Raw genomic sequence first — 22,145 nt, forward strand, 5'->3', positions numbered from 1 at the left:
CTTATTTGGTTAGATCACTAAGTCCATAATTATCCGCAAGGACCTTTTTGAAATTGCTCTCATTAATACTGCCTTCAATGTAATAACTGGTGTGCTTCGCTTTCTTCAGCACGGAGATTAGATCTTTGGTAGAATCATAGTTCGTCATATTGAGCCCGCCGGTAGCATGATCCGAAACCGATAAGACTGCTGTATTCCCGTCCTTTTCTGCAAAATCAACAGCGGCTTTGAAGGCTTTATCAAACGCTAAGGTCTCACTCATAATCCCCACTGGATCGTTATCATGACCATACCAGTCAATCTGGCTTGCTTCGACCATCAGAATAAAACCATTCTCGTTCTGTGACAACTTCTCTATCGCTACATTGGTCATTTCGGCAAGGCTCGGTTGCTTTTGCGGGTTCAGGTCAAAATCAGCATCCAGTGCTTCGGGGTTGAATAGTCCCCAGATTTTATTCGTTTTAGAATTCATTAAACCTGCTTTATCCGTTACGTATTCATACCCATTTGATTTCAGGATTTTGGTTAAATCTTCTCCGTCCTTGCGGTTAATGTCTTCTTTGCCGGGTACCAAATACCCGGAACCGCCCCCAAGTAGAACATCTACACCACTATAGACCATCTGTTCTGCAATAGACTGCGCATTGTCACGCGTGTATGCATGACTTAAAAATGTAGCCGGTGTCGCATCCGTTAATTCACAAGTGAATACCGTTCCTGTACTTTTCCCTGCCATTCTCGCTGCATCCATAAGGGTAGGCAGAGGTTTGTTCATGTCCTCTGGTTTAACTGCGCTTACGAAAGGCATCGTTATTCGGTCTGGAAGTATGGATACCGTCTCACTCTTAACCTTATGGCCTGTGGCATAAGCCGTAGCTCCGGCAGCGGAATCTGTGGTCAGTGAATCCGTAGAATAGGTTCTCACCAGCCCGCTGAAATACTTATCCATCGCAAGCGCCTGACCTCCCTGATACCATCTGGCCAAGTTCACATCGGATAAGCTCATCCCATCCGTAATAAACAGGATTACGTTTTTGACCGATTTGTTGGTAGGAGCATCAGAGTTATTGGCGTAGGATGTTCCGTTGCCTGCTGCAAGCAGACTGCAAACCATAACTGTACTGCAAATTCTCCCGGTAACCTTTTTGCGCATTTGAATCCTCCTCTAGCAGATTTTGTTAAGTACGTTACTAGTTTAAAGGAGGATTGTTTGCGGGAGCAGCACCTATTCTCTTATTTTATATTAAATTCTATGCATATTTTGTCTTGACCTGTGCTACTGATATTTGTAAAAAAGGGGCGCCCTAGGGGCACCCTTTGCATTATTATTGTCTTATTACGAGGACATCTCGAGGCGCTCTACCCGTGCTTTGAATTTGGGAAATTTCGGAGCTTGTAAGGATACGGCCTACCAATATCAACGAAGATGTGACATTGTTAAAGTTAAAATTATTCAAGTTCGCTACGTTTTGGCTGCCACGGAATACACGGAACGATCCCTGAAAGTTAATTCGCGAAAATAGTACAAGCGTTACTTGAGAGCTCTGCACAACATTTCTGAGACGGAAACTCGAGAGAACGTTGTTAAACCGAAACGCTCCAAGATCACGAACCGCAACTCCCCCACGTCTGAATCGAATCCGGCGATTGGTAAAATTAGTACCCGACCAAAGAGTAAGACGTATATCACTGTTAGCCAACTAAATCAACTCCTTCTCTGAGATTGATATAGTCTATTACTAACTTCAAAGAACGGTACAAGACAAATACAGTTGCACAAATGATTGTTTTTCAGATTTCCCTACGGTGGTATTATCTAAATCACCGAGTCGAGCCTCGGATATGTTAGCAGCCGAAGTGATTTTCCAGTTATATTCATCTACCTATTAGACGCTTTCTTATACGTTAGGAGCGAATATGAAAAAAATAACTCAAACATTCGGGTATTTAGGTAGTACAATGTTGGCTACAGCTTTACTGTCATGGATCTGCGTATTTTTGATTCACGGCTTACCTGGTGTCTATGTATGGATGGCACTTAAATTTATCATCCCAATTCTAGGTTTCGTAGGACCCACCCCAAACCCTCTTGCCGATTCTGCTCATGATCTGGTAAAAAGTGAAGCTATCTTTTGGAGGAGTTACCCTAGGAGGAATGGACAGCTTCAACAACTATGAAAAAAGACGTTAACGGATGCCTAAGCTCCGTCAACGCCTCCTCTATCCATTCATTGCATTCCTGCCTCTGCTGGAAGCGAGTTATTTCTTGTCCCCACTGCTTTAATCACGAAATTGTAGGCTTTAGCAGAATCTATGCCGTTTAATGTATAACTGTAACTCGTCTGACCGCTTACCGTCGGCACATACACGCTCCAATTTGTGCTGACTTTATCATTATTCTCGTAAATCCGGTAACCTCGCACAGGCTCAGAGCTATTTGCTGGCGCTTTCCACGAAAGAACTGCACGGTTCCCTGACTGTCTTACTGCACTTGGATTTTCTACAATGCCGGGTTTGACGTCAGTCCGTTTAATACTGTAAGCATCATAGACGGCAAGAGGTTTATCTTTAACAGCTGTGTAGGATGTGAATTTCAGCACGTCGCTTGTAATGGAAACATCCACGAACATTTTCTTATTGGGCTGGTCGTTTTTTGCTGCAAAAAAAGTGTCTGCATCTGGATTAATGGCATAAAATTTCGAAGCGGCCGAGTTGCCCATCAGATACACGGTCCCTTTGGGATTCAGCACATTTCCTTGCTCATCGGTAATAACATTCTTAATCGGAACGTTGTTCAGCATTTGAAAAGACCTCATATACATTATGGTCATGTCCCTCAAACACCATATCCACACCCAGCTCATCAAATACAGGAATTAGATATTTCCGGTAAAATTCTACCCGGTCGCTTTCTGCTGAAGCATTATCCCCTGAAGAATACGCTCCCTTATGCATCGAGACGAATTTCCACTTCTTGTCGGTCTTTGCCACTTGATTCCGCATCCATTCCAATTGCTTCGTGAACTGAATATCCGCTTTATACGGCTTGACCTCCCCTTCGTACTGGGAATTGATCTGCATAAACAGGGCATCGCCGTATTCGAAAGCATATACCGACCCGTCATGAGCGCCCGTCCCGACATCTTTTGGAAGATTAAAATGGTTATAGAAGTTGTTATTCGGATAATCCTCTATCTCATGGTTGCCGATAATCGGTGCAAATGGCACATTGGCAAATTCTTTTTTCGGCACACCTAAGAACCACTGCCACAGCTGCTCCAGATCACCGTCATCCGTTAGATCCCCTGTAAGAAGAACAAACTTGGGATCTACCGTTTTCTCAATAGCTTTCTTAAAAGTATCCTGCCACAGATCGAAATTCGATTTACTTGAGCCTTGGGTGTCGGTTACATAGAGGAAATGGAAATCCTGATTATCCGCCTTGTCCGTGGTAAAAGAACCCGCCTCGCTCCAGCCGTCCGCATCACCGTTACCGGCCCGGTAGATATACTTAGTTCCAGGCTTAAGACCGCTTGCAATAACCTTGTGGCTGGCGAACTTTTTATACTTTTTGGAGCTTCTGTCTCCTGATGTCATTAAGGTTTCAATAACTGTTGCGCTGCCCTCATAAGAAGCTGCCAGTTGTTCCGGGAACTCGCTTCCTCCCACATTGGCGGCCTCCACTACTTGCACTACTGTACCTCTGACGGTTTCAGCTGTATACCAGTCAAAGGCAATACTTGTCTTCGGGTCTCCATTAAAAGTCATGTTCAGCAGCGTTGGAGTTTTGATGCCGGTATCCGGAGACTTCGTCTTAAAGCTCCAGGTAATATCGTTCTCAGGTGTACGGCCATCCGTAGTCCCCTTAACAAGCTCTTTAGGGACGGTCACGTTGTAAGTTTTGCCGGCAGTGAAATTAGGGTGGCTGACTTTGACTGTGTCTTGACCGAGGAGTGAAGCAGAAATGTTGGTAAGAGGAAGATTGTTTTCTGTGATTACAACTTGATAACTACTGTCGAGACTGATGGCTTTGTTAAACTTCACGGTGATCTCTGCGTTAAGGGGAACATCTGCAGCCCCTGAAGCGGGAGTTTTGCTTACCTCAAGTGTGGGAGTGTCCCCAGGTTCGCCGCTGCTGCGTGTTCCTTTAATTATCACATCTTTGATTCTGCTTGAGCCTGAGCTGGACACCGTTCCCCCGCTTACGCTTTTCGCAGAGTTTACCACCCAGCGGATATAGAGTACATCTTGATTGTTTGTTCCGGCAGGCAAAGCGAGGTTAGTTAATTTGCAGGAATTATTGGAACAATTAAAATTGTTCTGGGCTAGAACAAGGTTGCCGCCCGTAACATCTATCCATTCCTGTTGATCTTTACTGTATTGCACCTTGAAATCCCTAGGTCCTGTACTTGAAGAGGTTTGCTGTGAAGAGAGGAAGATCCCTTCGAAGCCTTGGGTAGAAAGCGTGGCAAGCCAGTATTTTAGGCCCGTTCCTTCATGCCAGCCCTGGTTGCGTACGCTGTTCTCACTTGACTCATAGGTGTACGCATCCGTATTAGTTCCTACATCACGAATGGATGAAGACGTCTGATATACCCCGCCGGTAGCCGGAAATACACCGTTTTCGCCTTTGTCTTTAAAAATCCACTGGGCAATCGTTTCCTGAACTGCAGTTGCTTCACTTACAAGGTCTTCCTCAATTTCTTCCCTTCCTGCTGAGACAAAACCGGTCAATTCCACGGCAAGCAGCAAACCTATAACCATTAGACTGATTACCTTGTAAAATCTATTTTTGAGATAAGATTGGTTGTTATCCATTCAGCCCATCTCCCTCTTCCTTAATCTCACTTATCATCGAACCGCCGTCTCCGAGAAGAACGGCGGTTCTGCCCTTACCTTCCGGTTATTGGAGTTCCCAGTCAGTGACTTGAAGGATTGCCGAATCTGCACCCTTCAGGTCTGTCTCTCCCATGTTCAGCAAATTGCTCCACTGCTTCACACGGTTCTTGCCGTTAGGCGGAGAGTTGTACTCATTAGTATCCACAATCTTGGTCCGTTCTTTATAAAATTTGGTCATAAAAGTCTTCTCATCCGTGCTGCTTCCGGATTTACCCAAAAGCCCTTGAAGGGTCTCGGAGCCGCCGGTAGCTCCATGGTTCAGCGCTGCATCCACGAAGGAACCAATAGTTAATGCCGAGTTAAAGCCGCGTTTGCGGGCCTGCTCCACACTGTATTTAATATAGATATTGTAGAACGTTTTCCACATAGCCTCTCTCCACTCGGGATCATTTTGCAAATTGCCGATTTTTCTACAAAAGCTCTCTTCGCTTTCATTGATTTCGAGGATCTTCCCTTTCATCGAACCCTTAACACCGATCCGGGCCAATGCGCCTTTAACCGAAGGATTACTCGCGCCTTTGGCAGCGTCATATGCCTTGAACAGATCCGGACCGTCGGGACCGGTATCATTTGAGCCGCCTGTAGTCGCACCGAATATTCCAATCGTATACCCGCGGTCATCATCAATATCTTCACAATATCCGTAAAAATTGATCCAGTTCAGATCGTCCTGCTCCGGTTTGTTGACAAGCATCATAATATTGTTCCACTGCTCACCATCCAGACCTGTGTTGTCACGCAAGAATTGAAGTGTTGCCGGTGAGAAATTAGAATCAGGGTTCCCTGCCGCATAACTTTTCTGTTGAGATGTTTTGGACAGACAGCCATAAGAAAAAATCATTGAAAAACTGAGCAGAATCATCAATGAAAATTTCATCTTCTTGGAAACCTTACTCTTCGTTGAATTTAGCACAGCAATCTCTCCTTTAATTGAATAGTTTAAGCGCTTTAACTTTTAGTGGCAGTGAACCTTATCCCTAACCTATCTGAGCATGACAGCCCTCCTTTTTCCAACACTTGGTAATTCAATTTAAGCTTATCTCAAAAACTTTGTCCAAACAGCACGTATTTTCTTGTAAATATTAATTTTTATACATATGTTGCTACAAACCATAGATTAAGTCTACAATCCTCTTAGGAGGTGCTGAATGAAACCGGTATTTTATGAGTCTACTCTTTTTGACATCAGCCGCAAGAAACAGGTATACACCAGCATGCCTTCAAGACACTATCATGATGCATATGAGATTCTGTATTTAATATCCGGGGATTTTTATTATTTTATAGGGGACAGAACTTACCAGGTTGCGGGCGGAACACTGCTATTTATGGATATTCACGAAATGCACAAACTGGTCAATTCCGGCTGCAATATGTATGAACGGGTTACACTCCTGTTTAAAAAAGAATTCCTGCAGCATTTCTGCACCGGCAGTCAATGTGAGGAACTGCTCGAATTGTTCAAAAGTGATTACCGCGCTTTGAAGATGACCGGGATGGATCAATATTTCATCGAACAGCTTTTTCAGAAAATGATCCAGGAGGGGAAGAAGCAAGCCCGCGGATATGAACAGTACCAACAAATATTATTGGTGGAGCTGCTTCTCTATCTTAATCGTAAACTATTTGACAGCCGCGTAGCTTCATTTGTAGAATCCAATCGTACACATAAGAAAGTCCTGGACATCGTTAATTATGTAAATCAACATTATATGGAACCGCTTAAGCTCTGTGAGATTTCACGGCAATTCGAAATAAGCTCTTCCTACCTTTGCCGTACTTTTAAAGAATCCACCGGGTTCAGCTTCATTGAATATATCAATAACATCCGCATTAAAAAAGCGCGTGATTTGCTGGTTGGCTCTTCTTTTAATGTTACTGAAATTGCGGGAATGGTTGGGTTCGATAACACTTCCCACTTTGGACGAACCTTCAAATTAATAATGGGCATCTCGCCGCTCTGCTTCCGCAAACAATTTAAGTCTTAATAACAAATCACTGGAATACGTCAAGACATTTCATCAAGCCTAACAAATTGCAAGTTTCTTGCCTGTAGTTGGTTTAGCACTTCTTCTAAAGCTTGCAGCATAAAATAAGGAGCATGCCGGTCCGCGCCCGCAGTCTCTCCGCTGTCGTGAAGTAAAACAACGGAGCCATCGGTGATTCCACCTAATAAAATGGCCTGCATCCGGGTTTGACAGGCCCGGATGTTCCAGTCACTCGCCTTCAGCGACCATAGAACAATTCGATACTGCTTGTGCCGAAAGAAATCAAATAGATTGATTAATCCCCAGGGTGGACGGTAATGATTGGGTCTGATTCCGACAATAGACTCTATAATATCAGCGGAGCGTTCCAGATGTTCTCGCCTAATTGTACTGGGCAGCATCAGCCAATTAGAGGTATGGCAGTAATTATGGATGCCAATCTGATGGCCTTCCCGATCCATCCTTCTGATCAGATCTGGATACTGCTCCGCTCGCGCTCCAAGCACGAAAAAAGTAGCCTTCACTTGATGTAACTTCAATAAATCCAGCAATTCCGGCGTATATTTCGGATGTGGCCCATCATCAAAAGTGAATGCCACCTGTTTTTCTACCGTTCCTTTGCGAAAAACACCAAAGCCGCTCACTCGCGTAATCAAACTTGGAATAAACATGTAAAGAGTAGCGGCACATAGTATTCCTCCTATCAGATATGTAAGTATGATTACACCTCCTTATAACAAGCATAAGACCTATCCAGAGTAGTTCTGTCCGGGTGAAAATCGATTTTTCAGTGAGGCGCGTGAATGGATCAGTAACATCGGGACCAGTTGCTCTGTTCGCCGATTGATTCTTTGTCTCCCTTCAGGATGCATGGCAGACAGCAGCAATCGAAGATAGATGGTGGTGATGCGTTCGAAAACGCCGGACTTTATATTTTGTTGTTCAAAGCCAAGTCCGTGCGTTAATCCCCGATGGAGCAGTGTAATCCCCAATAAAGCCTTGACCTGCCTGAACTCGGACTGCGATTCGAAGGCTTCGTTGATTTGCTGCATTGATTTGCGCAGCATGCGAGCCGTTTGCAGTGCGGCACGATCCGATCCTTCGGACCGGATCAACTTCAGGATTCTTTCATTGTCGAGGTGGAGTTCTCCCACCCACTCTCCCTGATTGATGACCGTGGCGTCTTGGCATACAATAGGCTGTCCCCGGTGCTTTTTTAGCATCACGGTACATATACCAAAGCGTGACTTATGCGATCCTCGAAAATGTGAAAGCAACGCAAAAGCTTTTTCCCACATCATCCAGACAGACTGCACCGTGTTTTTACGTATTTTGAAACCCAACTTTTTCACCATCCTTAAAACGGTTATTGTCTCTCATTTCATCCATTGTACCTAACGAAACTTTCTTTTTTCCTAACGTCTACTTCTATTTGACGCTATTCACCGGAATTTCTCTGCGTGTAAATCTAAATTTTTGGCATCTAGTTAAAAAGCTTTCTGACCTAAAAAAAGGACAAAATTTAGTAAGTCTTAAATTAGTCACCTTCTGCAAGAAAATCCAACTATATAAAGAAAAACCCATGTCTCTTGGACATGAGTTTCGGATGTTATCTTTTGACTAAATCAATCTGGTTTCACTATCATTCCAAACTACCCAACTCTACCACATCTCCGCTAGTAGCCTTCACTGCATAATCACAATCCAGCTTCCCGCACAGCACATACTTCGTCTGCCCAGGATCATATACATAGACGGGTGTTAATTCGAACCATCCCTTGAGCTTATCATAAGCTTCGTCATGGCTCACAGCAATTTCACCTTCGCTCTTGAATTCATCAAACATATCGAGCATTAGCTTGTTATCCATATAATTTATAACCTTATAATTGTTCGTATCGATGAACAGGAAAAGCTTACGCTGAAAAATACGATTACTTGACGCATTCATCCTCAATGTCGCTTGAATATGTCCTCTTTCCCGATGTAAAGTCTTCAATATCCATTGTCCGGACTCATCCGGATAGAGCTGGCTTAAACCAACTTCGACTGCGGTTATACATTGGGCTTGTTCTATGTCTGTGATTGAAAATGAATCTGGATGCGGCTCACGTGCTATTGCCTGTTCGATTGTAACCACTTCTTGCAGACGGATCTCCATCCTTGCGAACTGTTTCGTGTCCGCTTGCTCCCACTGCATTACTTGATCAATATTCAGTCGTGCTCTCGTTCCTGATATCATCTCAAATGGAATTGTGGTTGTTCCATCATTTGTAATGTAGATTTCTTCTATCCCATAGATCGGCAGGAGATGCTTCATCTCGTACACTGGATATTCTATAAGCTGTAGTTGGTTTTTCGCCAGTGCCTCTACCGCTTGAAGCGTGAGAGAATAATCCTCTTTTTGCACAAGGGAACTGGAAGGAAACTGGCGATAGACACTATAAAAAATAATCCTACCTTCCACATCGAAGCGTAACTCCATTCGCCCGCCGGGAGAGATAGGTATACCGTCTATACATTCGGCAAAATAATATTCTCCTCTTTCTTCCTTCAATAGGTAGAATTGTTTAACATATTCAAGCCCTACTTCAGCTTCCATCCACTGAATAACGCCATTTAATTCAATGTTATGGAATGGTGTTCGATTTGCATAAGATTTCCCTCCAACAAAAATAACACTTTTATAGTTACAGGATAGCAAGTCAAGTGTAATGACTGCAGTTCCTTCCGGATTATAATCTTCCTTCCATTCCTTAATGTGAAAAGGAAACCATTCCATACTAAGCAAATAGTCGGTTTCTCCCAGCATCGTAACTTCGCGATAAATTTCTTTTGTATGTAAGTAGTAGTTGTCCAGTCCATAGGTTTGCTGTGTAGCATTAACTAGTTCTTTGATTCGGAAATCCATATCAGTGCACCCCACAAAATTGATACCTATATCATATCATTACTTAGCAATGATTATGAAGCAAAGCGAATCATATCTGCTACATATTCTACGATCTTATGTAATGGGTTTTGCTGGTGTTCAGAAAATGATCAGTAGCTTGGGGTTTAATAATGCAGAGTGAATCAATCGATTGTACAAGTCAGGAAGATTCACCCTGCTGACTCAAACCTTGCCAGAATACTAAACATGTATAGTGAACACATATTTTATTGGAGGTATATCATCATGATTGACATCATTGACGGAAATGCGGCATTAATACATTTTTCTCCACTTCCGTTGCATCTTTATTCTAAGAATATTGCTTGTATTGTTGCTGTGGCGCATGCAGAAGAACGGGGTCCAAATTTAACAGGCCTCATAAATGCTCTATACTCGAAGGGATATACAGATCTTGAACATCTATTAAATTCCACATGGAAAAAACTATATCAAGTTCCGAGGTTGGGCCAGCAAAGACTGGTGCTTCTACTTAGTTTACTAGAACGAATTTCTGCAGATCCCAAGACTATAGAAACCTATACAGCTGTCCCTCATGTTACCATCCACAGTAAAAAGGAAATGAAAGAATTAACTTTAAAGAGGATCATTAAGAAGTATAACGAAACATCTGTAGAGGTATTAACTGAAGACACCGAAAAAGAAGCTCGTTTAAAGAAAATTAAAGATAGACTCCGAGAAATGGGGATGATCGTATAACAAAACCCCGTCAGTATAGTGAAGTGCACCCCTTAGAATAGACATTGGACAAACCTCTGGGTCATTCCGATTTCTATTCTAGGGGTGTGACTTTCAATTCATTTAGTAATCGCGTGCTGCATCGAACCAGCGTTGAGCCATCTCCTCTGTGATAGGCTGGCCAATCAGGTGGTCAGACTGGCTAAGTTGCCATACTGCTTCACCAAGGTCTTCTCGTTCGGTGGTTTCGATGCCCTTAAGATTGTTGAAGCGTACGGTGAAAGCGGTAATGGCGGCCTCGGCTTCAGCAAAGCTACGGGCTTCGGACAAGGTTACCTGTGCAACGTTGTAAGCTTCATTAGCCAGCTTGGCTAGACGTTTAGCCCAGGAGGAGAATGGGCGGCCAAACTCGGTCGTCCACCACTCTGGCTTTCGTAATTGGCTCACTGAAGCATGGTCGGTCCAAGGACGGGTTTCAGCGCGAGTTTTCATTTGCTTTTTTAGACGCTTGCCAGCGCTTTCTTCGACATTGTAGGCGATGAATCTGTCAAGCAACGGCCACTCGTTCAAGGTCGGCAAGTCCCCCAGATCAGGCATGAAGCGCAGCTCCAGATTCGTTAACTGGGTATGATGAGCTAATAAATTCAGGTCGCAGAAGTTTCCCCACAAACTCAGTGAGTTAAGGTTTGGGTACCGGTTTAGACACTCTAGCGAGATGGGCTGTCCCAGCGGTGCGTTATGTAGCGTCAAGCTCGTTACCTGGTGCAGCTCCCCCATATCGGGCAGCAAAAAAGGGGGATCATTCTTACGTCGGCCGGTGCGCGGTGCTAGTGTAAGAGAAGATGGCATATCACCTGTGGCCGAGAAGCGTGATAGATCGCCGGACACACTCAGGCGGAAAGGCTGCTTCGGAAGTATTAGGCTAAGGGACCTCCCGGATGCTTCCAACTCGACATGCAAGCCATGCAAATTGGACTGACTGGCGTCCGCCACCGTGTCCGCAGATAGGATCGGAGTCCATGTCATCTCTTCAATGGGACGTTTCTGTGCCCAGTCAAAGAAGCCTGAATCACTGCCTGTATAATGCAGAAATCGCGGCCAGGGAGAGCCAGCCGGTGTGGCAAAGACATCGAATACGGTCCAATCGATAGGCGCATCAGACGCGACATGAAGGTCAACCTTTTTCCCCAATTGCGACGGACCCATGGATAGACTGCCCACACCGGGCTTAAGGACAAGAGTATGACTACGTGGACCTGTCAGGTTGATAGGATAACTACCAACTTCTCTAACAGAACCAGCTGAAGGACCAGCTTGGCTATCATTTGGCATTTCTATCATCCTTTCCTCTAATGCATATCAAGATCTAACTATTCACACCTGACTCTATCTTCTCTGTAATAAATTGTTTGAATCTTGTAAAATACCGCTCTGATGCTTCCCAGCGCCTAAGATCCAAATAGGACATGTCCTGCTTGCCATATTGATCGGGCGGCTGATAATGCCGGGAAACATAAGTTCCATTGTCCACTGTATAAAAATAATACGCTTCATCTGGAGTCCTGATTTCAATCCGACCATGTAGGAGGTCTCCGTCCTCGTCCGTATGCGTTTGACGGAAGCTGTAACATTTAGAGCCGTCCCAGAACCCGCCATTCTCCTCCACTTCCGAATATAATTCCCGAATTACAGTGTGTTGCAAAATGTCTTGCACATACTGTACCTCAATGTTTCGTAAATAAAGCTCAGCCATATTAACGCAGGTCAGCAACATCGTCCAGCAATCGCTAATCTCTGCTAGTTGTTCCTGAGACTCTTCTGTAATGTCCTCCCACTCAGACCCTTCTTCTATGGTTCTCTTCAACAAACCGACAGAATGATCTTGCTCCAGCCAAATATAATAGTGATGCCGGTTATCATTCATATAAACGCTAAGATCTCGCTCATCCCCGTCAGCATCAATATGCTCCAGTTGAACTTTGAAAAAAACGTCTTGCTCCCGAAAATTAAAAGAAGGCTTGTCACTTGGCATTAAAATACACTGCGTCAACTTCAATATATTTTCTTCATTGATTGTGTTATGGGTGAAATATAAATGAATAGCTTTCTTGCTAGCGGGGGATTCCTTTATTTTTTTTAGAGCAGAACGGCCTTCTTTAATTACGTTCACCAGTGTGCCAAAGGAAAAGTCCTCCTCATCCTCTTCCATATCCAAAAAAACTTCATCAATCAACACTTCATGAATGTCTACCGGAAGCTCCTGAAATACGCCGTCCCCCTCCCACACATTTACTAAGCAGGCGATCGATTTATGTCCGTCCACTTTGAAACTGTACTCGTCATCCTGAACCAAAACCGCAGCGCTGAGATCACCTTTAACAATCGTTTCCCCATGATTGTAGGAGCCGCATAATATTTCCTCAATCATCAGGTTGCCCGAAACATAAATTTCCTGACCGCCTACAGCTATATTTTTCGCACTCATATTACCGGTCACCAAAAGCCCTATGGCACCATCCGTTTCTTTATTATAAAGATTGTCTACAGTAAAATTTCCTTCTATAAAAATGATGATTACCTCTTTTTGTTGCGGGAAAGGTTGCTCCCAATCTAGATTAAGAGAAGGCAGCGTCAAATCCCCTTCATAGTAAGCGGCAAGTTGCTCGTCACTAAAATCTTGGTAAAACTTCGCCCACCAAGATCCTTCGGGAAATTTATTTGCTAGTTGGCTAATAGGAATGAATCTGAAAAGATTGCTCATAAATTATTTTCCTCTCATTTTAAATCCGAATATAGTAGACGATTTCCGAAAGCGGAGGCTTCTACTCCGCCGCTTCCTCCAACCATACTTGCATAGCTGGAGATTCTGCCCGATTCAAACGGAGGGCGATTTCAGTATTGATCTCATCCGGCGGCATGACTTCGACAAGGACGCATACTGACTCTCGCAGTTGATTCAAGGCAAACACACCTTCATCATCGAGTATTTTCATCGCCAGCTCCATGGCCTTCAGCCTCAAATCAAACTCGCGATTCCCTTCGTCATCCTCAAGAACCGCAATGAAAGAACGATCGGTAAATCGTTGTTTAACATTATCAAAGTTCTCATCGCCGAAACAACAATAGGGCGAATCCGCATAAGACCATTTGATAAGTTCCGCAATCGTCGATCCCGGTGTGTCACTTTCGACGCCTTGCCTGGCTGCTTCAACCTCCAAAGCTTCCCACGACCAGGCGGAGATACTTGGCGCATGTCCCTCGCCAGTAGTGTAAAGGGTACAGTAATAGTAACATTCGCCATTTTCAAAAAGAGCGCGAAAAGACGTTCTAGCAGCATCGGCGATCTCTATCGCCAGCCTCTCTATTTCTTGCATCGGCTTCCTCCTTTCCGTTAGTGGATCCGTTCAGGCAGGATGTCTTCTATTTGCTCCAGCCTTCTAGAAATGATATGGCGGTGCTTTTTCTACTACAAGGTTATCAGGATGAACATCAGTTGGCTCATAGTCATTCATACGGAGAAGGATATACTCAATCTCTTCTAATGGCATCTGCAATTTCTGGCTGACTTCATAAAGATCCATGTCTTGCGAAAGTAGGTCCCGTGCTTGATTTAACTTTCCATTTAGCCAATTGTTTTCGAGCATCCATTTTTTCACTAGGTCCAGTAGTTGATTTTGGTTTTCCTTAACTGCATGCTTATTATATTTAGCAACTGACTCTGACAAATAGTTAAAAAGGTGAATACCTAATCCCTCACGTTGCTCATGCTTGGACATCCGTTGGTACTGTTCATAACTTATGCTGATATCTAATTCGAGGGTATGATCCCTGCTATCAAACCGTCTGGATGTTTTTCGACCATAACCTTCAGGTAAAACACGCAACACAAAAAAGATATCATAGGGAAACTCCCATGTATTTGCTAATTCCTCTAAGGGCAGCAGTTCATCTCTCAATTGACCCACACACGTTCCATGTGTATCCAAAGTAAAAACTAGTTTCATGCATACCTCCCTCTCCCAGACTTATGGAGCCCCCAGATTAGCTGTTATTTTCTGAAATCGCTTCGCAGCCTTTCGACAAGAGCCACTGCTCCATTACGGCAAACGCCTGCCCCATATCCTGTTCATAGAAGATGGCCACCTCTTGCTGGTAGGCATAATTCAACCGTACATAGCCTCCCAGCTGCCGGTAGAAGAGGAAACAAACATAGGCATTCTCAATAAACAAATCCGGCGGAAATTCATGTTGGCACAATCCAGCCAGTTCGGGTAGCGTAAGCTGGTCCTGCCCTTGTGGCAAACGCAAAAAGCGATGGCTGCGAGTGCCCGTCCACGGTTCATAATAGACGCTCTCCCCTTGACTGATTCCATACACCTGACGATAAATTTCGTCCAGCACCAAGGCGTACAACCCTTCGTCTTCCTGCTCCCCTGCTTGCAGGGAAATCGCCTTTACGTGCTCCGCATGCCGAGGTAGCCAAAGCAGCCCAGCTGTCTGGGGATGTATTGCCAGAAAATCTCCGTCCACCGTTGTACCTATAACGATACACTCACCGATCTGTTGCTCAGTAATGGGGCTATTCTCGTCATGCTCCCATAATCCGTACTCTGCAAAAGGTTTAAGCACCTCCGCATCCGGAAACTGAACATTCAGCCACCCTCTGTAAGTCCCTTCGCCGAATCGCCGCAAAAAACGGAGGTAGCCCGGTGGATAAACAGTGGCGTCTTCCTTTGCAAGTGCTTGGTTTTGACCATCAGACAGCGGTTTTGGCCGAGATACGATGTACATAAATACTCCTCCTGCTGCCCCCAACATGCAACTCTTCCAGATAGAGAATTCTTTAAAATATTGCAGGTTGAGCAGCTTTTTTATCCAAGATAATACTGAAATTTTAGAGAGTGCAACATATCAATCCCCAATTTTTGAATTCTCCAGCTTGGCCAATGCCTCGGTGTAATTTGCCCTGGACTATTTGCCACCCATCACAAGCCCATATTTATTGAAAATCCACGATTTGCTCAAATCGTGAATCGCACCATGGCTTATACGCACAGAAGGCTTTTGCTCCTTCATAGCATCTGCATCATGCGCCGAGAAGCGAAGCGGCTTTGTCATTTTTTTAATAGCACCCGTTATTTCATCGAAAAACGTATATGTTAACGGCTTATGATCCCGAATATCCTCATAGATATAATACTTCCCTTTTTCATCTTCCAAATCTATTTGAAAGCCTTTAGGAAATGATAGCAAGATACACGGCAGTTCATCCTCTGCCCATTGTCCGTAATATGGAAAATAGACACTCTCATTTCTCGCGAAAAATCCGGAGCTTTCATTATCAGACGTAACAGAAATGGAATAAACAAAGAAAGGGGGACCCTCATTCCTTTTTTTCTCTGCCGTAAAATAATGATAAAAGGTCTGATATGCTTCATACACCTGTTTCAGATCATGCTCTGTCTGGGCATAATTGGTTAGATGAAATTGCGCTTGCTTATGTTCAAAACGCTTCAAAACGCTTTCAAACTCTTCCGGCCTGATGAAGAATCTAAGTTTATAAAATCCGCTGTTCTTTAATTTATCCATTTCTTTTCGCTCACCGCCATGTATTAAAATGTCATCTCAGAGGTCCTTAGCCATTTACTCGTGTATTTTCAAAATTCATATTTCACAAATCGATTTTTGAGAGCTTCTTCGTACGGGATCCACTCCCAGTCACTCCATAAAGACATGCTTACGATTTCTGACAGCTTATCTACGGCTAGGCCCGGACTCGTAATGCCAATGAAGCCGTCAAAATCCTCATTACGGATATCCAACGCTTTTCGCAAGTAATCATCATTGAGACGCTCTTCCCGGAGTTGTTCATATTCATCCCTCGTCCACTGCTCACAAAAGATCTTTTCGGCTTGAATGTCTCCATTCTCGAACAACGACAACTCGAATATTTCCTCATTCATATATCCGGCGGTCATCACTGGCTCCCCGGTAAGCTGGGACAACGTTTTACCGGCCTTCTTCACCGTACCCCATACAAAATAATCGTGGAGCACGCTGATCCAGTTTTCGTTGCTTTTGCTTACATACATGACAACTTTGCTCTCTGGAGCTTCATGATTTTTCTTGCCTAATACTTTGGCATGCGCTTCGCTTAGCTCTCTTAATGCTTCGACAGTCTTCTCAAGGTTATTCGACTTGATATGCAAATTTGCAAATGATCTTCCCACGAAATGGCCTCCTCTAATCGCTTTTTTAATCAGCCGGATTCTTATTTATATCCTATTGATCGGTTCTGTGAATGTCTCATATTTCCATTATAGTGATCGCTTGTCCTGAGTCTACCTACTTTTCACCTGGATTTTAGAAATAACCTTTGCACAAAAAGAATTATAAACTTGACCGTTCAGCACAATCTCTAGTCCCTTCCCCACTCCGCTCTTAAAAAAAGGAGGGTATCCCTCTGCCATTTTATGACGTTTAGGACACCCTCTGTCGAGCTATTCCGCATCCCCACAACACTCTTCATCTTTCCAAAACAAAATTTTTTCGTCGTCACTTATGGTAAGGATCAGCGCGCTGGCTGTAACGGCAAGTTCTGATTTTATATTACCGTTCGATCAATCCTTACTCTAGGCAGTTACCGACTCGCTGCCTCGATGATCCAGTCGGTCAAATCGTTGATTTGTCTTTTCACGGCGATTGGGTCGCGGTACCAGGATTGGTTCTCCGTCCATAAAAATACCCGATTGTTGCGAATCGGCTCTAGCGACCCCCAGATTGGATCAGCCTGCAGCGATTCCAAGCTGGCTTCCGTCGTCAGAATCAAATAATCACCCATGTACTCCGAAAGTTTCTCCAGCGAAAATTCATAGTAGGATTCCTTCAGCATAAATTCTGGAACCGTCGTCGGCGGCTTCAGCCCCATTATTTCATACATCAGCCGGCCGCCTCGTCCCGATTTCGGACCAAAAAGGCTCACGTTTCCATCGTACTCTTGCATAATCGAAAGCGTCTCTCCTTTGGGAACGGCTTGTTGGACTTTCTCCCGAATGTCTGCAATTTCCTTCTCGAATTGTTCGTTCCATTTCTCCGCTTCCTCACGTCTATCCAGCAACTCGCCAAAATACAGCATTTCTTCCTGAATGGATACAAACTGATTGTAAGGAACCGATACCGTAGGTGCGATCATCTGATATTTCTCGACTACCTCAGGCTGTGGATTATGCGTTATGATTAAATCCGGATTGAGTTCCAGCAGCTTCTCTAACGAGTCGCCTACATCCGTCACGACGTCCAGCATTCCCTCGAGATAAGGACTCGACATCAAGAACGATTCGGCTGCGATCGGCTGGACTTCCAGAGCAAGTACGGTGCCGAGATAAGAAATTGCCGCTACGCGCTGAGGGTGTGCAGGAACTTCGACATCGCCGAAAGCGGTCTTGACTACCTTGATCTCAGAAGATGCCAAAACCTCTGACTCTTGAGTGATCATGGTTGGAGAAGCGCTGACGGCAACCTGGCTGTTCGTTGCACCTCCGTTGTTCACCGACCCACCACAAGCTGTTAACATCACGGTCAAACATAACAGCATCACTGCATAAAAACTTCGGGTTGCTCTAGTCATTTTATTCGCCCCATCCTGTTGAAATTGATAATCAATATCACTCACATAAAAAGGATAGCTTAATGACCGGCTTAGAACAACGGACGATTGTGACCTATTCCTTGCATAATCTGAAACGAACTGGCCGTATCGTTTACGATATTGACCTGGCGTCATGCCGGCATGCTTTTTGAACATACGGCTGAAATAAATGAGGTCCGGATAACCGACATGTGATGCTATTTCCTGTTGTGTTGCTATCGTGCCGGCCAGCAGAGCCTTCGCATCTTCCATTCGGAAACGAATGACGTAGTCCAGCGGACTGAGCCCTGTCTGTTCTTTAAATTTTCGCGATATGTATTGTTGGCTGTAATTCAATTGCCGAGCAAGCTCCTCAAACGAGATCGGCTGGCGATAATTCCTGGACAAATGTCGAATAACTTGCTCCGATAAAGATGGCTCGCCGGCTCCGAACAGACGCTCCCTCAGGACAGCGTGAACGAAGCGGATAAAGTCTCCCTTGGCCGACAGCCGTGTCAATCCGTCGTCATATTTAAGCCAACCGTCGCGTATCGTTTGAAGCAGCTCAAGCATGGCCAGCGGTTCGCCAGGCGGGAACCCCCAGCTTTCCAGAAACGGGTCGGATTCCTCCATCATCATATGAAATTCGCGCGAGGCCGAAGCGGGGAGAAACGCTTTGTAGAGTACAATATATACATTCAGCGCTTCTCGGCTCCGAACCGTCACCAGAGAGCCTTTGCCGGCGTGCAGTACATGGAAACGATCGCACAGCCATACCTCATCGTCAACCCACAACTCGCCTTGTCCTTGAAAAGCGAATAAAAATGCGCTTGCCGGCAAACGGTATTGATTCAAATCGTTGTCGTTTCCGGCCTGCTTTAGCCGTACGTCCAGCACACTCATAATCACCTGGTTCCATATTTGTATAAGTTTCAGAACGTCCATAACTGATTCGCAAACTCCCTTTAAATTCTCAAGAGATAATCATTCTCAATTGAATCATGTTACTAAACACAATAACGAATACGTCTAGCGCTGTCAATAAGGTGTTGCCGCATGAGACGAGGATGCGAATAGCGAGGCATACGGCTATTTTGCCGGAGTCTAGCCCAAAAGCAAAAGACGCTGATCCGCAAACACACATGCGGAACTAGCGTCTATCAATGAATCGTGAGGGCCCTTTTTTTGATCTCACAATTATCTTAATCATTGGCATACTTTTATGTCGCCTGCTTAGTAAATGCCTGTCTCTTTCGCAAGGGAATTTTTGTAGGCTGCAATTTTGTCTTTCAACATCTTCTCTGTGGCTGTTAAGTTTCTGATTTGGCTCTGTATAGAGTTACTATGATTCTCAAGAAGGTTCAAGCGGGCTTGGGCCGTATGCTCTCCTTCTAAATATAACTGCGCATATTCTCTAATTTGTGAGATCGGCATTTGGGTTTGTTTCAACCTCATCACAAATCGCAGCCAAGCAAGATTGGAGTCATCATATATTCTTTCTCCATTCGCATTCCGTATCGGAGCAATAATCTTTTCCTTTTCATAATATCTCAGTGTATATGCGGTAATCCCTAGTAATTTGGCTACATCGCTGATCGTATACATACAAGCCCCCGAATCTATGTTGATTTTAAGAGTCCCCATAATTATAAAAAATATTTGACTTAGAGTAAACTCTAAGCTTTATGATTACATCGTTGTTGAAACACTAAATATTCTTGTAAAAACGGAGGAATTCACATGCAATATACTGTAATTACAGGCGCCAGTTCAGGTATAGGTTTTGAAACCGCTCTAGCCTTTGCGGCTCGCGGTAAAAACTTAATTGTTACAGCCCGCAGAAGGGAGCAACTGGAGGAGCTAAAATCTGAAATCAATCATAACTCCCCCGATGTAGATGTCGTTATTCGAGTAACTGACTTATCCGTTTCTAGTAATGCTTATAAGCTTTATGAGGATCTACAAGGGTTCGAAATCGAAACTTGGATCAACAATGCGGGGTTTGGAAATTTCGCTTCAGTGGCCAAGCAAGATTTAGATAAAATTTCTGCAATGCTGCATCTGAACATTGAATCGTTGACGATCCTTTCCTCTCTATTCGTTCGTGATTATTCCAATGTTGAAGGAACACAATTAATCAACGTTTCATCCGGTGGCGGCTATACGATTGTGGGAAATGCCATTACGTACTGTGCGACTAAGTTCTATGTGAGTGCCTTTACTGAAGGACTCTCTCATGAGTTGAAGAGTCAAGGTGCACTTATGCAGGCTAAAGTGCTAGCACCTGCCGCAACAGAAACAGAATTCGCGAAGCTTTCTTTCGATATCCCCGAATTCGAATATCATGGGACTGTGCCGAAATATCATACCGCGAAGGAAATGGCTGGATTCATGCTTGACCTGTATGATAACGATCATGTTGTGGGGATTGTTAATGGTTTGACGTACGAGTTCGAGTTGAGAGATACCCTCTATAATTATGTGGCGAGCACGCGATAAGCTCATCTTGTAATGGCAAGTTAAGAAGCATGACCATCCATTACGGATCGCCATGCTTCGACAATGATGTATCACCTAAATCCCCTATCAAAAAAAGGCTGCCAATCCCTTCCGGGCGGCAACCTTTGATTTTCAGTCTACGACAATGCCAACATCGCGTTCATATCTTCTTCAGCAGTAGTAATTAGCTTCAATCCAAAAAGCTCTACCAGAACATCCAGTACACCTGGTGAAATGAACTCGGGTGGCTTTGGTCCGATACGAATGTCCTGAATGCCGAGACTGAACAAGCCTAGCAGAATGGCTACTGCTTTTTGCTCAAACCAAGACAACACGATGCTGACAGGCAGCTCGTTCACCGTACACTCAAATGCCTCAGCCAGAGCCATGGCAATCTTCACTGTAGAACCGGAATTATTACATTGCCCAAGGTCAATGTAACGCGGAATACCAGTGTCTCCAACGGTGCCATAATCTACGTCATTGAAACGGAACTTTCCGCAAGAAGTAGTTAAAATGACAGTATCGTTCGGTAAGGAAGTCGCCAACTCACGGTAGTAATTCCCGCCAGTACCTGGCGCATCACAGCCAGCAATGACGAAAAACCGGCGGATATGCCCGTCTTTGACAGCTTGAATGATCTCTGGTGCTAACCCGATTACAGTTTCATGATGATATCCGGTCGTAAGTACCAGATCTGACTCTACATCAGCCGCAGGTAGGGACAACGCACGATTAATTAATGGGGAGAAATCGTCGCCCGTTATTTTCTCTACACCTTCCAGCCCCGCTACTTCATATGAGAAAAAGCGGTCTGCATACGTGCCTTTAATCGGCATTACACAGTTTGTGGTAGCAAGAATTGCACCGGGAAACTTCTCGAACAATCTACGCTGATCATACCATGCTTTGCCGATGTTGCCTTTCAGATGCTTATACTTTTTGAGTGCAGGATATCCATGCGCAGGCAGCATTTCTGAGTGGGTATAAATGTTGATGCCTTTCCCCTCTGTCTGCCGCAGTAATTCCTCCAGCGCATATAAATTATGTCCTGTTACAACAATACATTGACCTTCAATTTTGTTCTGACTGACTGTGATCGGTTGCGGAATGCCAAAGCGGTCCGTATGCGCACGATCCAGTACATCCATGATGCGAACCGCCGCATCCCCGACCTTCATCGCCATCTCTAAATGTTCCTGTGTATTAAAGTTGGAATTGGTCAACGTCATATACAAAGCTTCGTGGGTGATACGATCCACCTCGGGATCGCTATATCCTAGCTGCCGGGCATGTGTCGCATACGCTGCAATTCCTTTTAATGCAAAAATCATCGTATCCTGCAAACTCGCAATGGTTTCATTTTTGCCACATACCCCTACAACGGTGCATCCGCCATTCGGTGTCTGTTCACATTGGTAACAAAACATATCGTTATCCTCCATATCTAGATAATCATTCGTTGCTTCCAACGTAACAGAACACCAAAGCTTGAGTTGTG

21 protein-coding genes are annotated in these 22,145 nt (G+C 44.4%); 3 read left to right on the forward strand and 18 right to left on the reverse strand.

Annotated features, from left to right (window positions below; all coding sequences use genetic code 11):
• Position 1: 1 nt before the first annotated feature.
• From MKY14_RS10245 to MKY14_RS10265, 5 genes are all read right to left on the reverse strand, one after another.
• Positions 2-1,153, reverse strand: a complete 1,152-nt coding sequence (locus MKY14_RS10245) for an alkaline phosphatase (RefSeq protein WP_340976414.1) — start codon at positions 1,151-1,153, stop codon at positions 2-4.
• A 172-nt stretch (positions 1,154-1,325) separates the two neighbouring features.
• Complete coding sequence (locus MKY14_RS10250) at positions 1,326-1,700, reverse strand: hypothetical protein (RefSeq protein WP_076182861.1); 375 nt, start codon at positions 1,698-1,700, stop codon at positions 1,326-1,328.
• 528 nt (positions 1,701-2,228) lie between these two features.
• Entirely contained in the window at positions 2,229-2,801 is a 573-nt protein-coding gene (locus tag MKY14_RS10255; protein ID WP_340976415.1) for a fibronectin type III domain-containing protein, read from the reverse strand.
• Entirely contained in the window at positions 2,779-4,818 is a 2,040-nt protein-coding gene (locus MKY14_RS10260; protein WP_340976416.1) for a metallophosphoesterase, read from the reverse strand. Before MKY14_RS10260 ends, MKY14_RS10255 begins: the two co-directional genes overlap by 23 nt.
• A gap of 85 nt (positions 4,819-4,903) precedes the next feature.
• Positions 4,904-5,776, reverse strand: a complete 873-nt coding sequence (locus tag MKY14_RS10265; RefSeq protein ID WP_076127377.1) for a chitosanase — start codon at positions 5,774-5,776, stop codon at positions 4,904-4,906.
• A 271-nt stretch (positions 5,777-6,047) separates the two neighbouring features.
• Here MKY14_RS10265 and MKY14_RS10270 point away from each other — a divergent pair, with 271 nt between their 5' ends.
• A complete protein-coding gene (locus MKY14_RS10270) occupies positions 6,048-6,887 on the forward strand; it encodes an AraC family transcriptional regulator (protein WP_076190747.1) in 840 nt (279 codons plus the stop codon).
• Between the two features lie 20 nt (positions 6,888-6,907).
• Here MKY14_RS10270 and MKY14_RS10275 read toward each other — a convergent pair whose 3' ends face one another.
• The 3 genes from MKY14_RS10275 to MKY14_RS10285 form a co-directional block, all read right to left on the reverse strand.
• Entirely contained in the window at positions 6,908-7,558 is a 651-nt protein-coding gene (locus MKY14_RS10275) for a polysaccharide deacetylase family protein (RefSeq protein ID WP_175617280.1), read from the reverse strand.
• Positions 7,559-7,636: 78 nt separating this feature from the next.
• Positions 7,637-8,242 carry a YkoP family protein gene (locus MKY14_RS10280; protein ID WP_339281159.1) on the reverse strand — a complete coding sequence of 202 codons (606 nt, stop codon included), beginning with the start codon at positions 8,240-8,242 and terminating at the stop codon, positions 7,637-7,639.
• Between the two features lie 287 nt (positions 8,243-8,529).
• Complete coding sequence (locus MKY14_RS10285) at positions 8,530-9,798, reverse strand: hypothetical protein (RefSeq protein ID WP_340976418.1); 1,269 nt, start codon at positions 9,796-9,798, stop codon at positions 8,530-8,532.
• 267 nt (positions 9,799-10,065) lie between these two features.
• On the opposite strand from MKY14_RS10285, the gene MKY14_RS10290 reads away from it, so the two are divergent.
• Positions 10,066-10,539, forward strand: coding sequence for a hypothetical protein (locus MKY14_RS10290; RefSeq protein ID WP_340976419.1), 474 nt, complete (start codon positions 10,066-10,068; stop codon positions 10,537-10,539).
• Positions 10,540-10,641: 102 nt separating this feature from the next.
• On the opposite strand, the gene MKY14_RS10295 is transcribed toward MKY14_RS10290, so the two are convergent.
• The 9 genes from MKY14_RS10295 to MKY14_RS10335 form a co-directional block, all read right to left on the reverse strand.
• Entirely contained in the window at positions 10,642-11,850 is a 1,209-nt protein-coding gene (locus tag MKY14_RS10295) for a hypothetical protein (RefSeq protein ID WP_340976420.1), read from the reverse strand.
• 34 nt (positions 11,851-11,884) lie between these two features.
• Complete coding sequence (locus MKY14_RS10300) at positions 11,885-13,279, reverse strand: hypothetical protein (RefSeq protein ID WP_340976421.1); 1,395 nt, start codon at positions 13,277-13,279, stop codon at positions 11,885-11,887.
• Positions 13,280-13,340: 61 nt separating this feature from the next.
• Positions 13,341-13,892 (reverse strand): DUF4303 domain-containing protein, encoded by a 552-nt coding sequence (locus MKY14_RS10305; protein WP_340976423.1) that lies wholly within the window; start codon positions 13,890-13,892, stop codon positions 13,341-13,343.
• Between the two features lie 63 nt (positions 13,893-13,955).
• Positions 13,956-14,522, reverse strand: a complete 567-nt coding sequence (locus MKY14_RS10310) for a hypothetical protein (RefSeq protein WP_076127226.1) — start codon at positions 14,520-14,522, stop codon at positions 13,956-13,958.
• A 37-nt stretch (positions 14,523-14,559) separates the two neighbouring features.
• Entirely contained in the window at positions 14,560-15,309 is a 750-nt protein-coding gene (locus tag MKY14_RS10315; protein ID WP_076190734.1) for a hypothetical protein, read from the reverse strand.
• A 180-nt stretch (positions 15,310-15,489) separates the two neighbouring features.
• On the reverse strand, positions 15,490-16,107 hold the full coding sequence (locus MKY14_RS10320) for a hypothetical protein (RefSeq protein WP_076304557.1): 618 nt from the start codon (positions 16,105-16,107) through the stop codon (positions 15,490-15,492).
• A 68-nt stretch (positions 16,108-16,175) separates the two neighbouring features.
• Positions 16,176-16,748 (reverse strand): hypothetical protein, encoded by a 573-nt coding sequence (locus MKY14_RS10325; protein ID WP_340976425.1) that lies wholly within the window; start codon positions 16,746-16,748, stop codon positions 16,176-16,178.
• Positions 16,749-17,158: 410 nt separating this feature from the next.
• Positions 17,159-19,090 (reverse strand): AraC family transcriptional regulator, encoded by a 1,932-nt coding sequence (locus MKY14_RS10330; RefSeq protein WP_076127233.1) that lies wholly within the window; start codon positions 19,088-19,090, stop codon positions 17,159-17,161.
• Positions 19,091-19,378: 288 nt separating this feature from the next.
• Positions 19,379-19,750: a MerR family transcriptional regulator gene (locus tag MKY14_RS10335; protein ID WP_076127234.1), complete on the reverse strand. Its 372-nt coding sequence runs from the start codon at positions 19,748-19,750 to the stop codon at positions 19,379-19,381.
• Between the two features lie 135 nt (positions 19,751-19,885).
• On the opposite strand from MKY14_RS10335, the gene MKY14_RS10340 reads away from it, so the two are divergent.
• Positions 19,886-20,644: an SDR family NAD(P)-dependent oxidoreductase gene (locus MKY14_RS10340; protein WP_076127236.1), complete on the forward strand. Its 759-nt coding sequence runs from the start codon at positions 19,886-19,888 to the stop codon at positions 20,642-20,644.
• 137 nt (positions 20,645-20,781) lie between these two features.
• Here MKY14_RS10340 and hcp read toward each other — a convergent pair whose 3' ends face one another.
• On the reverse strand, positions 20,782-22,074 hold the full coding sequence (gene hcp, locus MKY14_RS10345; RefSeq protein WP_076127238.1) for a hydroxylamine reductase: 1,293 nt from the start codon (positions 22,072-22,074) through the stop codon (positions 20,782-20,784).
• Between the last annotated feature and the right edge of the window lie 71 nt (positions 22,075-22,145).

Source organism: Paenibacillus sp. FSL R5-0887 (assembly GCF_038002305.1).
Lineage (GTDB): Bacteria > Bacillota > Bacilli > Paenibacillales > Paenibacillaceae > Paenibacillus_AQ > Paenibacillus_AQ odorifer.